This window comes from Pseudenterobacter timonensis, from assembly GCF_900021175.1.
Classification (GTDB): Bacteria; Pseudomonadota; Gammaproteobacteria; order Enterobacterales; family Enterobacteriaceae; genus Enterobacter; species Enterobacter timonensis.
In genome coordinates this window covers 18226-32573 of the sequence record NZ_FCOP01000013.1, presented here as the reverse complement: position 1 = coordinate 32573, position 14348 = coordinate 18226, and the positions used below count along the sequence as shown (strand labels likewise).

The following is a 14348-nucleotide window of genomic DNA, read 5'->3' as shown; positions in this document are numbered from 1 at the left end:
CAGTTTTTTGTGATCGGAGGTCGATTTTTCGATCTTTATACTTGTATGGTAGTAGCTCAGTTGCGTAAATTTCCCACATCACAACATGCGATGTAAGGAACTACGTTATGAAAATTGTCGGGGCTGAAGTTTTTGTTACCTGCCCGGGGCGCAATTTTGTCACCCTTAAAATCACCACCGACGAGGGGATTGTCGGCCTGGGGGATGCCACCCTTAACGGACGGGAACTCTCCGTGGCCTCCTACCTGAAGGATCATCTCTGCCCGCAGCTGATAGGGCGGGATGCGCAGCGTATCGAAGATATCTGGCAATTCTTCTATAAAGGCGCCTACTGGCGTCGCGGGCCGGTCACCATGTCGGCGATCTCCGCCGTGGATATGGCGCTGTGGGATATCAAAGCCAAAGCGGCCAATATGCCGCTCTATCAGCTGCTGGGCGGCGCTTCCCGTGAAGGGGTGATGGTCTACTGCCACACCACCGGCCATACCATCGACGATGTGCTGGAGGATTACGCCCGCCATAAAGAGATGGGCTTTAAGGCGATTCGCGTACAGTGCGGCATCCCGGGAATGAAAACCACCTACGGCATGGCGAAGGGGAAAGGGCTGGCGTATGAGCCTGCTTCCAAAGGGCTCTGGCCGGAAGAGCAGCTCTGGTCCAGCGAAAAGTACCTCGATTTTACACCAAAGCTGTTTGAGGCGGTGCGCAATAAGTTTGGTTTCCACGAGCATCTGCTGCATGACATGCACCATCGCCTGACCCCCATCGAGGCGGCCCGCTTCGGCAAGAGCATCGAGGATCATCGCCTTTTCTGGATGGAAGATCCCACCCCGGCGGAGAATCAGGCCTGTTTCCGCCTGATTCGCCAGCATACCGTCACGCCGATTGCGGTAGGGGAAGTCTTTAACAGCATCTGGGACTGCAAGCAGCTCATTGAAGAACAGCTGATCGACTATATCCGCACCACCATTACCCACGCGGGCGGCATTACCGGGATGCGCCGTATCGCCGATTTCGCCTCCCTCTACCAGGTTCGTACCGGCTCCCATGGCCCGTCGGATCTCTCGCCGATTTGCCATGCCGCGGCGCTCCATTTCGACCTGTGGGTGCCTAACTTTGGCGTGCAGGAGTATATGGGCTATTCCGAACAGATGCTGGAAGTTTTCCCGCACAGCTGGCGCTTTGACAACGGCTATATGCATCCTGGCGATAAACCGGGCCTCGGCATTGAGTTCGATGAAAAGCTGGCGGCGAAATACCCCTACGATCCCGCTTATCTGCCGGTGGCGCGTCTGGAAGACGGCACCCTGTGGAACTGGTAACAGAGGAAGAAATGATGAAAAGCGTAGTAATTGAACAACCCGGGAAGCTGGTCATCGAGGAGCGCCCTCTGCCGGTGCCGTCAGCGGGGGAGGTGCGGGTGAAGGTCCGTCTCGCCGGGATTTGCGGATCGGACAGCCATATCTACCGTGGTCATAACCCGTTTGCCCGCTATCCGCGCGTAATCGGACATGAGTTTTTCGGCGTTATTGACGCCGTGGGCGAGGGGGTGGATGAAAAACGCCTCGGCGAACGAGTGTCCGTCGACCCGGTCATTAGCTGCGGTCATTGCTATCCCTGCTCCGTCGGCAAGCCGAACGTCTGCACCTCCCTGGTTGTGTTGGGGGTTCACCGCGACGGAGGTTTTAGCGAATACGCCGTGGTGCCCGCGCAAAATGCCTGGACCATCCCCGATGCCATTACAGACCGGCATGCGGTGATGGTTGAACCCTTTACCATCGCCGCGAACGTTACCGCGCAGGCAGCGCCGCGGGAGCAGGATGTGGCGCTGATCTACGGCGCAGGCCCTATGGGGCTGGTCACGGTGCAGGCGCTGAAAGGGGTTTACAAGGTGAAGAAGGTGATTGTGGCCGATCGCATCGAAGAGCGGCTGGCGATGGCCAGACGCAGCGGCGCGGACTGGACCATCAACAACGGGGAGCGTCCGCTTGCCGACGCGCTGGCGGAGGCGGGAGTGAAGCCGACGCTGATCGTTGACGCCGCATGCCATCCCTCCATTTTGCAGGAGGCGATTACCCTGGCCTCGCCGGCGGCGCGCATCGTTCTGATGGGCTTCTCCAGCGAGCCGAGCCAGATTGTTCAGCAGGGTATTACTGGCAAAGAGCTCTCTATTTTCTCATCACGCCTGAATGCGAGGAAATTCCCGGTAGTGATCGACTGGCTGGCGAAAGGGGCGATCGATCCGGAAAAACTGATTACCCATACCTTTGATTACCAGCACGTTGGCGACGCTATCGAACTCTTTGAGAAAGACCAGCGGCAGTGCTGCAAAGTGTTACTCACGTTTCAAAACTAATTACGCGAGAGGGCCTGCCATGACGGGCTCAGAAAATATGCATCTTACCTTGTCGAGATAGCCATTATGAATCAAGCACAACCTCAACGAAGCACCTCGGATCTGGTGCGGGCCGCCGTCTCCGGCTGGCTGGGCACCGCGCTCGAGTTTATGGATTTCCAGCTTTACTCGCTGGGCGCAGCTCTGGTTTTTCATGAAATCTTCTTTCCGGAGCAGTCCGCCGCTATGGCGCTGATTCTGGCGATGGGTACCTACGGCGCGGGCTATATTGCGCGCATCGTCGGGGCGTTTATCTTTGGTCGCATGGGCGATCGTATTGGCCGTAAAAAGGTGCTCTTTATTACCATTACCATGATGGGGATCTGTACCACCCTGATTGGCGTTCTGCCTACCTATGCGCAGATCGGTATTTTCGCGCCGGTATTGCTGGTGACGCTGCGTATCATCCAGGGGCTGGGAGCAGGGGCGGAGATCTCCGGCGCGGGCACCATGCTGGCGGAGTACGCGCCGAAGGGCAAGCGCGGCATCATCTCCTCGCTGGTGGCGATGGGCACTAACTGCGGCACCCTGAGCGCCACGGCGATCTGGGCGGTGATGTTCTTTGCCCTCTCCCGCGAGGAGCTTATTGCCTGGGGCTGGCGCGTGCCGTTCCTGGCAAGCGTGGTGGTAATGATTTTCGCCATCTGGCTGCGGTTCAACCTGAAAGAGAGCCCGGTATTCGAAAAGGTCAGCGAAGGCGAGACCGCAACGCCGCTGGCGGCGCAGGAGAACACGCTTGGCGCGATGTTCAGCAGCAAATCCTTCTGGATCGCCACCGCACTGCGTTTTGGTCAGGCGGGCAACTCCGGTCTGATCCAGACTTTCCTGGCGGGCTACCTGGTGCAGACGCTGCTGTTTGATAAAGCCATCCCCACCGATGCGCTGATGATAAGCTCCATCCTCGGTTTCCTGACGATTCCGCTGCTGGGCTGGCTGTCGGATAAGGTTGGACGCCGCCTGCCTTATATCATCCTGAATATCTCGGCGATTATTCTGGCCTGGCCGATGCTGTCGATGATCGTGGATAAGACCTACAGCCCCGGCACTATTATGACCTCCATTATCATTATTCATAACGTGGCGGTGCTGGGCCTCTTCGCGCTGGAAAACATCACTATGGCGGAAATTTTTGGCTCCCGTAATCGTTTTACGCGTATGGCGATCGCTAAAGAAGCGGGCGGCCTGGTCGCGGTGGGCTTTGGCCCGGTACTGGCCGGTATCTTCTGTAATATGACCGGCTCCTGGTGGCCGATTATGGCGATGCTGGTGGCTTATTCTGTGATCGGCCTGCTCTCGGCGCTGCTGATGCCGGAGGTGCGCGACCGCGACCTGAGCCTGGCGGCAGACGCCGCAGAAAGTGAGCCGCAGACGATGGCTTATAGCGCGCTGGAAAGCCGTCGCCAGGGATAAGGTGTGGTTTATAGGTTGTCGATAGATGTCACACAACTTTTAATTCATATCACACCACCTGGACAAAAGTTAATATAAATCAATATCCGGAGCTGCGGGATCGGTATGGTGGTGGGGAGAGGTAGTCTTTTCCTCACTGCCATTCTAGTTGATGTAGTACGCAGTCGCCGTTGCGCAGGGCGCGCGGCAGACTTGAGCTTCACTTTTCTGACGAGTCACAATCATGGAAAACCAGTTATTACAGGCGAACGCCACGCTTCCTCAGTACGATCGCGATAATCTGAAAGCGCGGATTGTTCATTTAGGGTTTGGCGCATTCCATCGTGCGCACCAGGCGGTCTATGCCGACATTCTGGCGGCCGAACACGGCAGCGACTGGGGCTACTGCGAAGTCAACCTGATTGGCGGGGAGCAGCAAATTGCCGACCTCAGGGGGCAGGATAATCTCTACACCGTGGCGGAAATGTCGGCGGATGGCTGGACCGCGCGGGTCGCAGGAGTGGTAAAACAGGCGCTGCACGCGCAGGTGGATGGGCTGGAAACGGTGCTGGCGGCGCTGTGCGAGCCGCAGGTAGCGATTGTCTCGCTGACCATTACCGAGAAAGGGTATTGCCACTCGCCAGCAACGGGCCAGCTGATGCTCGATCACCCGCTGATCGCCGCCGATCTGCAAAATCCGCATCAGCCGAAATCGGCGCCCGGCGTGGTGGTGGAAGCGCTGGCGCGTCGTAAAGCGGCGGGCCTGGCGCCATTTAGCGTCATGTCCTGCGATAACATGCCGGAAAATGGCCATGTGATGCGCAACGTCACCTGCGCCTATGCCCGCGCGGTGGACAGCGAGCTGGCCGCCTGGATCGAGGCGAACGTCAGCTTCCCGTCAACAATGGTTGACCGCATCGTGCCTGCCGTCACGGCGGAGACGCTGGATAAGATCGCGCAGATCACCGGCGTACGCGACCCGGCGGGGGTGGCCTGCGAGCCGTTCCGCCAGTGGGTTATTGAAGATAATTTTGTCGCCGGTCGTCCGGCGTGGGAGAAGGCGGGAGCCGAACTGGTTTCGGACGTGGTTCCCTTTGAAGAGATGAAGCTGCGCATGCTGAACGGCAGCCACTCTTTCCTCGCCTATCTTGGCTATCTTGCGGGCTATCAGCACATTAACGACTGCATGGAAGATGAACACTACCGCCGGGCGGCGAAGGCGCTAATGCTTCAGGAGCAGGCGCCGACGCTAAAGGTGAAAGGGGTGGATCTGGCGCGTTATGCCGAGATGCTTATCGCTCGCTACAGCAACCCGGCGCTGCGTCACCGCACCTGGCAGATCGCCATGGACGGCAGTCAGAAGCTGCCGCAGCGTATGCTTGACTCCGTACGCTGGCATCTGGCTCATCAGCGTCCATTCCCGCTGCTGGCGCTGGGCATTGCCGGCTGGATGCGCTACGTCGGCGGCGTGGATGAGCAAGGCAATGCCATTGAAGTATGCGATCCGCTGCTGTCACAGATTCAGGCGGCGGTGCAGGGCAGTGAAGAAGGGGAGAGCCGCGTTAAAGCGCTACTGGGGATCGAAGCGATCTTCGGTCAGGAGCTGCCGCTGGAAGCACGCTTTGTGGAGGCGGTGATGGCTGCTTATCGTCTGCTGCTGGAGAAAGGGGCTAAAGCCGCCGTGGCGCAGACCGTAACAGAGTAAAAGTTCACATGCCGCCGTTCGCGGCGGCATGGTGGCGCTTTTTAGTGGAACCCAAGACGAATGAGTTCGATGGGTTCAAAACGACCTTCGCAACCTTCGATTTCTACCGTTTTGCACCGGCGTACCTGCGCGGCATCAAGCCCTTCGCCATGAATCGCCTTAACGACGCCGGTATTGCCGGTGCCGTTAATCATTACACGGCTGCCGGTGGTGATAGCATTACGGTTACGGTCATAAGTCATCATTGTTTTGTCTCCTTAAAGCTTACCCGATACGGCGAAATATCGACTGCTGCCGTTCGCGGAGCCCTATAAATACCCCTCTGCGCCATGCGTTTTTTTGTTTTTGATCAACATCACACTTTTTTGTGCAGATTTCACCCGAACGGGTAACAGAGGCTTTTGGGGCGGGAAAAGGAGAAAAGGAGGAACAGGCAGGTTAACGCACCCCGTAACATAACGGGGTGCGGCAAATTACTCTTCGGAAAACCAGTCGCTGTTTTCCTGGTGAATAAGCTGTACCGACTCGCCAATTTCCTGCAGATGCAGGGTCATCGCTTTTTCCACCGCGTCGGCGTCGCGTTTTTCCAGCGCGGTGAAAATATCGTGATGCTGGCGAAGCAGCATTTCCGGCGGCGAGACGTGGTCGAGGCTCATATAGCGTACGCGGTCGATGGTGGCCTTAATATTTTCGATGGTATCCCACGCCAGCTGGCAGTCGGCAATCTGCGCCAGCTTCTGATGAAACTCGTCATCAAGCTGGAAGAAATCGTTGAGCTGTTTGCGCTCAATGGCAATGCGCTGCTGATGCAGATTTTGCTCCAGCAGATAGCATTGATGGTCGTCGATAAGCGTGGCGGCGCGGCGGGCGACGGCGCACTCTATCGCCTGGCGTACAAAACAGCCGTTGCGTACCTGGGTGAGGGAAATTTTATTCACGTAGCTGCCGCGCTGGGGACGGATCTGGATCAATCCGTTTTCAGCCAGCTTAATAAAGGCTTCACGCACCGGCTGGCGGGAGACGTCAAAACGCACCGACACCTCTTTTTCAGAAAGCGGCGTACCGGGCGGGATCAGGCAATGGACAATATCCTGACGCAGGATGCGGTAGATCTGCTGATTAACGGGCTGGGTAGGATTAAGTTGCGATTCAGCGGCCATGCGTTGCGATATCTCAAAAGGGTTACTTCAGAATACTACCATTCTTTTGCCCCCCGGCACAGGCCTGGCCGTTGTATGGGGTGTACTTTAGCTTATCCAGTAGCGAGTTAACCGGCATCCGGTGTATCTGCTACAGCTTAAAGGCGGGCCAAAACCTCTGCGGCATTTCAACGGCACGCAGGGGAAAAACCCCGCCTCTGGAACAACGGGGATTCTGTTAAATGATACCTTCTTTCCTGACTGCTGGCTGTTTCCTTTTTGCTAAACAGGCCTCTGCGAAGGCGATTAATGCGCAGGTTTTTTCAGCATTGAGACGATGATTATGCTGCACAGCAGGGTGCCAGCGGCAAATAAGGCGATGCTCTGAAGTCCTGTTACCGCTATCACACGTCCACCAACAAGCGCCCCCGTTCCAATCGCGGCATTAAAAATGGCAACATAGATGGCTGAGGCGGGTTGTGCTCCATCCCCGGCGCAGCGAAGCAGCCATGTCTGTAATCCAACAAATATAACAGCCATACTTGCCCCCCATATTGCCAGCAGCATTCCTGTTAACCAGAGAGAATGCGGTGCTGCGTTACCAACACCAAGTGCGCCAAGCGCAACTGCACTCAGGATAAGTGAAGTGATAATCAGCGCTTTAATATAACGATCGATAAGCTTGCCTGCGATGATATTCCCCATCAGACCAGAAAGACCGGACGCCAGCAGCAATGCTGAAATGGAAGTCGGTGGTACGCCCTGAGTCTTTATCAGCAAGGGTTCGAGATAGGTAAAAGCGGCAAAGTGAGCAGAAATAATGCAGGCTGTAGCCGCATAAAGTGCAATAAGTACCGGTTTTTTGAAGATCCCATAGTAGAGCGTTAATCTGACCGATACAGGGGCAGCCAGCCTGGGCAGCGTCCAGAACAGAATAGAGGCGGTAAGTAGTGACAGCAGGGAAATCGCCGTAAATGCGCTTCGCCACCCTGCGATATCAGCAAGCAAACTGGATAGCGGCACCCCTATAACGCTGGCAGCCGAAACACCGCTAAAAACGATCGCTGTGGCGACTCCCAGTTTCTCTACCGGAACAATTTGCGCCGCCACAACGCCTATGAATGCCCAGAAAGTGCCGTGTGCGATTGCTCCGGCCATACGCGCAATCATAAAGAGAGTCATGGAGTGGGAAAGTGTCGTCGCCAGACATGAAAAGGCAAGAATCAGCATCAGGCCAACAAGCAGAGCCTTTCGCGGGATGCGTGCGGGCATCGCTCCGGCAACAAGCGCCGTCAGCGCACCAACCCAGCCGTAGATGGTCACAACAAGGCCTGCGCCAGACTCAGTCTGATGCAGATCCTTCGCTAAGGCGCTGAGCATGCCCACGGGGGCAAGTTCGCTGGTTACAATCGAAAATGCGCTAATCCCAAGCGCAAATATTGCTGCCCAGGCGCGCACAGGCACTGGGCTCGCATGTAAAAGGGTGTCGTTCATTAGAAGTACTCTTGAAATATCTCGGAAGTGGTCGAAATGTGATGTAAGGGCGCAGGAAACTTAACTATTGACGCCTTTCATTCCTTCAGCCGTGTAACGTTCCCCGGCGATTGAGACGGTGGATATCGCTGTACGAAGGTCCCGCAGTTCGGCCTCAGAAAGCTGAACGCCCAGGGCATCAACATTTTCATTCAGATGGTGCAGGTTGCAGGTGCCGGGTATAGGCACAATGTTCTCGCCCTGAGCAAGTAACCAGGCCAGCGCTATCTGTGAAGGTTTGCAGCCTTTGCTCACCGCCAGGGCCGTTAACAAATCCACAAGGGAGTGGTTTTTAATGAGATTCTCTGGCTGAAAACGGGGAAGCGAGCTGCGAAAGTCCTCCTTTACCGGTACCGGCTCATGCTGAAACCTGCCCGTCAGAAAACCACGCCCAAGCGGTGAATAGGCTACGAAGCCAATCCCTAAAGCTTTACATAACGGGAGTACATGCTCTTCCGCTTCCCGGCTCCAGAGAGAATATTCTGTCTGCACCGCAGCCACAGGGTGAATCGCATGAGCGCGACGGAGCGTATCCGCGCTGACCTCGCATAAACCGATGTGACCGATTTTCCCTTCCCGCACCAGCTTCTCCAGGCCGGACATCGTCTCTTCGATGGGAGTGCGGGTATCAACGCGATGTACGTAATAGAGATCGATATGGTCTACGCCCAGGCGTTTAAGCGAATTTTCGCAACACTTACGCGCGTAATCCGGGGTATTGCAGAGGCTTCTTTTATATTCACCGGGCTGGCGGACAATGCCAAATTTGGTAGCCAGCTTTAGCCGGGGCTTACGAGTCCTGATAAATTTGCCCAGCAATTCCTCATTGTGCCAGGGACCATAGGTATCTGCGGTATCCAGGAAATTAATACCTCGCGCTATTGCCTTATCCAGCACTGCCAGCGATGTCTCATCGTCGCGAGGACCATAAAACTCGCTCATGCCCATACAGCCCAGGCCAATAGCAGATACGTTGAGGGACCCTGTCAGTTTACGTGTTTGCATGTTTATCTCCTTGTGGGAACTGCAGTATCCTCTTGTCGGAATCGATAAAACAGAGACGAAAGCGGAGAGCCGTTTTCCACAATCGGAAAGCCTATGAAGAGAGCATTCAACTGGGATGACACACGTATTTTTCTGGCCATCGTGCGTGCAGGAATGTTAAGCGGCGCAGCAGAAGCTCTTGAGATGGGGGTTGCAACGATCTCAAGAAGGCTGGAGCGGCTAGAGCAGGCTCTGGCTATGCCGTTGTTTAGCAGGCATCAGAGCGGCTACCGGCTTACGGACGAGGGCGAGGCGCTGCTGGAGCGTGCTGAGGCGCTGGAATATGCAGGGCTCGCTTTCGGCGAGACGGCGAATTTACAGGGGAATGTTGCGGGGCTTGTCCGGCTGGCGACATCTGATAATCTTGCCTCCCATTTTATTCAGCCTTCGCTGAAAACGTTGCTGGAAAAATATCCCAGCCTGCGGGTGGAGGTTCTGAGCGGAGTACAATCGGTTAATTTGCATCGCAGGGATGCCGATTTAGCCGTACGGATGGTAAAGCCTGAGAGCGGGAATCTGACGCTGAAGCGTCTGGGAACCGTAGGGTTTGGTCTGTACGGCGCAAAAACATACCTCAAAGAACTGGACCGGATGGAAGGGGGGGTAAGGCTAAGTGAGGCCCACTATGTAGGTTGGTCCGATTCACACCAGCACCTCCCTGCCGCACGATGGGTTACGCGAATGTTGCGCGGAAGGCCGTGCCGGGTGGAAGCAAATACTCTCGTGGCACAGGTATCGGCAGTGTCAGCAGGGCTGGGTTTAGGCGTTTTGCCGCACTTTATGGCGAGAGAAAAGGATCTTCAATGTATTGATTCTGAGCCTGGAGTGGATCAGGCGCTGTGGCTGGTTATGCATTCGGATCTGGCGGAGTCACGGCGGGTCAGAGCAACCGCAGACCATCTCATTGCTCTGTTCGATGAGGTCAAAGATCAACTGACGATGCCATAAAAGCAGCCCGGCCCGCAGGCCGGGCGGAGGGTAACTATCCGCGGTGCACGTTTAAGCCCGCAAAGCTCTGGCTGACCGGCATCATTTCCACGGTGTTGATATTGACATGTTTCGGCAGGGTGGCGACCCACCAGACCGTTTCAGTCACATCTTCCGGCGTCAGGGCGTTGGCGTTCTCGTAGGTTTTATCCGCTTTCGCATCATCGCCCTTGAAGCGAACGTTAGAGAACTCGGTGCCTCCCACAAGTCCTGGCTCAACGTCGGTAACGCGAATGGCGGTGCCGTGCAGATCGGTGCGCAGGTTGAGGCTGAACTGGCGAACAAAGGCTTTGGTCGCGCCGTAAACGTTGCCGCCCGCATAGGGCCAGCTGCCCGCGGTAGAGCCAATATTGATGATGTGTCCACGGTTCCGCTCCACCATCCCCGGCAGAACGGCACGGGTCATATAGACCAGACCTTTGTTATTGGTGTCGATCATATTTTCCCAGTCTTCGACGCTCGCTTTGTGAGCCGGTTCCATGCCCAGCGCCAGTCCCGCGTTATTGACCAGAACGTCGATTTCACGCCATTCGGCGGGCAGACCGGCAATCATCTCTTCGATAGCGGCACGGTTACGCACGTCGAGCTGTGCGGTGAGAATGCTGTCGCCCAGCTCCTCTTTCAGCTCCTGCAGACGCTCCTGACGACGACCCGTAGCAATCACCTTATGCCCGTTGGCGACGAAGCGACGCGTAATACTTTCACCAAAACCTGCCGTTGCACCGGTAACTAATACAATCATCTCTCTGTTCCTCAACGCTTTTTGTGGGGGTAATACCATAGCACGCCCGCTGGCGCCGCGTTAAGGCAACTTTGCTTCCTTCATAAGTCGCAAGAGGCTGCGCTGATATCTACAGGGGGATCTATTCGACATTTTTTAGCGCCATGCCAGGGTAATTTACTGCTCCAGAGAAAGTTTGTGGTGTAAATAAGGACTTTAGTATGAAAACGAAAGGATTTTTTATCACTCTTGTTGTCCTGGCATTCCTGGCACAGCCAACGCTGGCAAAACCGAACCGCCTTTCTGACAGCGAGGTTAAGAAAGCCATTATCGCGGAGTCGATAGCTGGCTGGTCCGGCAACTGTGCCTGCCCCTTCAACCGCGCCCGCAACGGCAGCGCCTGCGGAAAACGCAGCGCCTGGAGCAAAGCGGGCGGCTATGCCCCCGTTTGCTATGAAAATGAAGTGACCCCGGAGATGATCCGTGAGTGGCGGGCGAGGCGGGGGGAAAATTAATGTCATCCATGCCTCATTTATGACACACGCCACCGGGCGTGATTAGCAGGGCTGCCCTGATGTGAAGATTGCAGCCCGGCGCAGGCTGACCTACTCTGGGGAGATAATCTGCGTTCTGGAGTAAAACATGTCGGCTAATCCCTTTTTTGACGTCAGCCTGTTGCCCTATCAGGCTCCCCGTTTCGATCTGATTGACGATAGCCACTATCGTCCCGCGTTTGATGAGGCGATACGCCAGAAGCGCGAGGAGGTGTCGGCTATCGTGGCGCTTGAGTCCGCCCCTGATTTTGACAACACCGTGTTAGCGCTGGAGCGAAGCGGGGCGATGCTCACCCGCGTCAGCAGCGTCTTTTTCGCCATGACCTCGGCGCATACCAACGACGCGTTGCAGGTGCTGGAGGAGGCTATCGCAACCGAGCTTGCCGCATTAGCCAATGATATCTGGCTTAACGATACGCTTTTTGCCCGCGTGGAGGCGGTCTGGCAGGCGCGGGAATCGCTTGATGACGAGTCGCGTCGGCTGGTGGAGGTGATGCATCAGCGATTTATCCTGGCGGGGGCCAGGCTTGATGCGGCGCAAAAAGCGGAGCTGAAAGCGCTCAATACCGAAGCCGCCTCGCTCACCAGCCAGTTCAACCAGCGTCTGCTGGCGGCGGACAAGGCGGGCGGGCTGGTGGTGGATTATGCGCATCAGCTTGACGGGCTGAGCGCGGAAGAGATCGCCGCTGCCGCCCAGGCCGCAGCTGAGAAAGGGCTGTCGGAGCGCTGGCTTATCCCGCTGCTTAACACCACGCAGCAGCCTGCGCTGGCGTCGCTTCGCGACCGGCAGACGCGGGAAAACCTCTTCCAGGCAGGCTGGAACCGTACCCAGAAAGGGGATGAGAACGATACCCGCGGTATCGTTCTTCGCCTCGCGACCCTGCGCGCGCGACAGGCGCAGCTGCTGGGTTTTGACAGTTACGCCAGCTGGAGCACCGCCGATCAAATGGCGAAAACGCCCGACGCGGCGCTGGCCTTTATGCGCGGAATTGTTCCCGCCTCGCGGGAGCGGGCGCGCGCTGAACAGGCGGATATCCAGCAGGTGATAGATGACGAGCAGGGCGGTTTTCAGGTGCAGGCCTGGGACTGGGCCTTCTACGCCGAGCGCGTGCGGCTGGGACGCTACGCGCTGGATGAGTCGCAGATAAAACCCTACTTCGCCCTGAATACGGTGCTGGAGGAGGGGGTATTCTGGGCGGCGAGCCAGCTGTTTGGTATCCGCTTTGTCGAGCGTTTCGATATTCCGGTCTATCATCCGGACGTGCGCGTCTGGGAGATTTTCGATCATACCGGCGAAGGCATGGCGCTCTTTTACGGTGACTTCTTTGCCCGCGATTCGAAAGGCGGCGGCGCCTGGATGGGCAACTTTATTGAGCAGTCCCATGAGTTTGCCGCCCGCCCGGTGATCTACAACGTCTGTAACTACCAGAAACCCGCCAGCGGCCAGACGGCGCTGCTCTCCTGGGATGATGTCATCACCCTGTTCCACGAGTTTGGTCATACCCTGCACGGCCTCTTTGCCCGCCAGCGTTTCGCCACCCTCTCCGGCACCAACACGCCGCGTGATTTTGTCGAGTTCCCCTCGCAGATCAACGAGCACTGGGCGAGCCATCCGCAGGTCTTTATCCGCTACGCCCGCCACTATCAGACCGGGGAGCCGATGCCGGAGACGCTGCGTGAGAAGATGCTTAACGCCACGCAGTTCAACAAGGGGTATGACATGACCGAACTGCTGAGCGCCGCCCTGCTGGATATGAACTGGCACGGCCTCAGCGCCACAGAAAAGGTAGATGATGTCGAAACATTTGAATCCGCCGCGCTGAAGAAAGAGGGGCTGGATCTCCCCGCCGTGCCGCCGCGCTATCGCAGCAGCTACTTCGCCCATATCTTTGGCGGCGGTTACGCGGCGGGTTATTACGCCTATCTCTGGACACAGATGCTGGCCGATGACGGCTACCAGTGGTTTGTGGAGCAGGGCGGCCTGACGCGTGAAAACGGCCAGAAATTCCGCGAGGCGATTTTGTCACGCGGGAATAGTACGGATTTGGCGGAGCTTTATCGCCAGTGGCGCGGGCACGATCCGCAGATCGAGCCAATGCTGAAAAATCGTGGGCTGAGTGAGTAAGACCTTATCAGGCTGAAAACTGGCCTTTCAGGAACGACATCAGAATGCCCGGCACTACCGGCAGGTCAAGAAATTGAGCATTCGTGAAACGGCAGATGCGACAGGATACCGCCCTCCCGGATACGCCGCATTCAGGCGCTTTACCGGCATTCAGAAATGGATAATGTTGGTTAAGTTGTGATTGTTGTATGATGCCGACGGGTATAACCGCTTATATATTGAGGGATTAATGATGGCGAGAGCGCTGGCCTGTCTTGGTGATAAAACGAGTTACGGAGAAATCATTTCAGCGACTGCGTCCTGGTTTGAAGGAAGTAAAGCAATAGCCCGGACCGGCGACAAGGCTTCATGCAGCAAATGCAACGGGTATTTTGAAATCCTGGCCTCCGCACAGGACTGGGCAGAAGAAGGCAAAGCGTATGCTGCCACCGGTGACAGGGTACTGTGCCGTTGCCCCGATCACTATGTTTACGGTTCAGCCACGCAGTGGACCAGCACAGGCACTAGCTCACTCACCTCCCGCAATACCAGTCAGTCGCCTGTACCAGCGCAGCAGACACAGGATGCCAGCACCCGGAACTGTATTCGCTTTCAGTGTGCCGGTGACGATGGCCTGCTAATGGCAGGCTGTCGCTACACCCTCATATTCCCGGACGGACGTTCTGAAGCTGGCGTTACCGATGAGCACGGGGTTACGGGATGGCATTATGCTGAATCCCCTGAAAATATTAATCTGCATATTTTAATGGATTAAAT

General features: G+C 56.5%; 13 protein-coding genes and 1 pseudogene. 9 read left to right on the top strand and 5 right to left on the bottom strand.

Annotation, left to right across the window (positions count from 1 at the left end; genetic code table 11):
* Nucleotides 1–107: 107 nt before the first annotated feature.
* The 4 genes from manD (at nucleotide 108) to BN3796_RS15535 (ending at nucleotide 5489) form a co-directional block, all read left to right on the top strand.
* Nucleotides 108–1322: a D-mannonate dehydratase ManD gene (gene manD, locus BN3796_RS15550; protein WP_061709281.1), complete on the top strand. Its 1215-nt coding sequence runs from the start codon at nucleotides 108–110 to the stop codon at nucleotides 1320–1322.
* 14 nt (nucleotides 1323–1336) lie between these two features.
* A complete protein-coding gene (locus BN3796_RS15545; protein WP_061709280.1) occupies nucleotides 1337–2356 on the top strand; it encodes a Zn-dependent oxidoreductase in 1020 nt (339 codons plus the stop codon).
* 66 nt (nucleotides 2357–2422) lie between these two features.
* Entirely contained in the window at nucleotides 2423–3805 is a 1383-nt protein-coding gene (locus tag BN3796_RS15540) for an MFS transporter (protein ID WP_061709279.1), read from the top strand.
* 223 nt (nucleotides 3806–4028) lie between these two features.
* Entirely contained in the window at nucleotides 4029–5489 is a 1461-nt protein-coding gene (locus BN3796_RS15535) for a mannitol dehydrogenase family protein (protein ID WP_061709278.1), read from the top strand.
* 41 nt (nucleotides 5490–5530) lie between these two features.
* On the opposite strand, the gene ydfZ is transcribed toward BN3796_RS15535, so the two are convergent.
* The 4 genes from ydfZ to BN3796_RS15515 form a co-directional block, all read right to left on the bottom strand.
* Nucleotides 5531–5734, bottom strand: coding sequence for a putative selenium delivery protein YdfZ (ydfZ, locus tag BN3796_RS15530; protein ID WP_061709277.1), 204 nt, complete (start codon nucleotides 5732–5734; stop codon nucleotides 5531–5533).
* 228 nt (nucleotides 5735–5962) lie between these two features.
* Entirely contained in the window at nucleotides 5963–6649 is a 687-nt protein-coding gene (locus tag BN3796_RS15525; RefSeq protein WP_061709276.1) for a GntR family transcriptional regulator, read from the bottom strand.
* 285 nt (nucleotides 6650–6934) lie between these two features.
* Nucleotides 6935–8122 (bottom strand): MFS transporter, encoded by a 1188-nt coding sequence (locus tag BN3796_RS15520; RefSeq protein ID WP_061709275.1) that lies wholly within the window; start codon nucleotides 8120–8122, stop codon nucleotides 6935–6937.
* A 60-nt stretch (nucleotides 8123–8182) separates the two neighbouring features.
* Nucleotides 8183–9166 carry an aldo/keto reductase gene (locus BN3796_RS15515; protein WP_061709274.1) on the bottom strand — a complete coding sequence of 328 codons (984 nt, stop codon included), beginning with the start codon at nucleotides 9164–9166 and terminating at the stop codon, nucleotides 8183–8185.
* 93 nt (nucleotides 9167–9259) lie between these two features.
* Here BN3796_RS15515 and BN3796_RS15510 point away from each other — a divergent pair, with 93 nt between their 5' ends.
* Entirely contained in the window at nucleotides 9260–10153 is an 894-nt protein-coding gene (locus tag BN3796_RS15510; protein WP_061709273.1) for a LysR family transcriptional regulator, read from the top strand.
* A 34-nt stretch (nucleotides 10154–10187) separates the two neighbouring features.
* Here the strand turns inward: BN3796_RS15510 and ydfG are convergent, their stop codons facing one another.
* Nucleotides 10188–10934, bottom strand: a complete 747-nt coding sequence (gene ydfG, locus BN3796_RS15505) for a bifunctional NADP-dependent 3-hydroxy acid dehydrogenase/3-hydroxypropionate dehydrogenase YdfG (RefSeq protein ID WP_061709272.1) — start codon at nucleotides 10932–10934, stop codon at nucleotides 10188–10190.
* 200 nt (nucleotides 10935–11134) lie between these two features.
* Between ydfG and BN3796_RS15500 the strand changes: the two genes are divergently transcribed.
* The 4 genes and pseudogenes from BN3796_RS15500 to BN3796_RS20310 all read left to right on the top strand — a co-directional run bounded on the left by BN3796_RS15500 (nucleotide 11135) and on the right by BN3796_RS20310 (nucleotide 14346).
* The gene (locus tag BN3796_RS15500; protein WP_061709271.1) at nucleotides 11135–11428 is read left to right on the top strand and encodes a hypothetical protein; all 294 of its coding nucleotides are present in this window, start codon (nucleotides 11135–11137) and stop codon (nucleotides 11426–11428) included.
* A gap of 127 nt (nucleotides 11429–11555) precedes the next feature.
* Entirely contained in the window at nucleotides 11556–13592 is a 2037-nt protein-coding gene (dcp, locus tag BN3796_RS15495) for a peptidyl-dipeptidase Dcp (protein WP_061709270.1), read from the top strand.
* A gap of 16 nt (nucleotides 13593–13608) precedes the next feature.
* Nucleotides 13609–13766, top strand: a pseudogene (locus BN3796_RS21045) (recombinase family protein); the annotation flags it as partial.
* Between the two features lie 10 nt (nucleotides 13767–13776).
* Entirely contained in the window at nucleotides 13777–14346 is a 570-nt protein-coding gene (locus BN3796_RS20310) for a PAAR domain-containing protein (RefSeq protein WP_238379239.1), read from the top strand.
* Nucleotides 14347–14348: the final 2 nt, after the last annotated feature.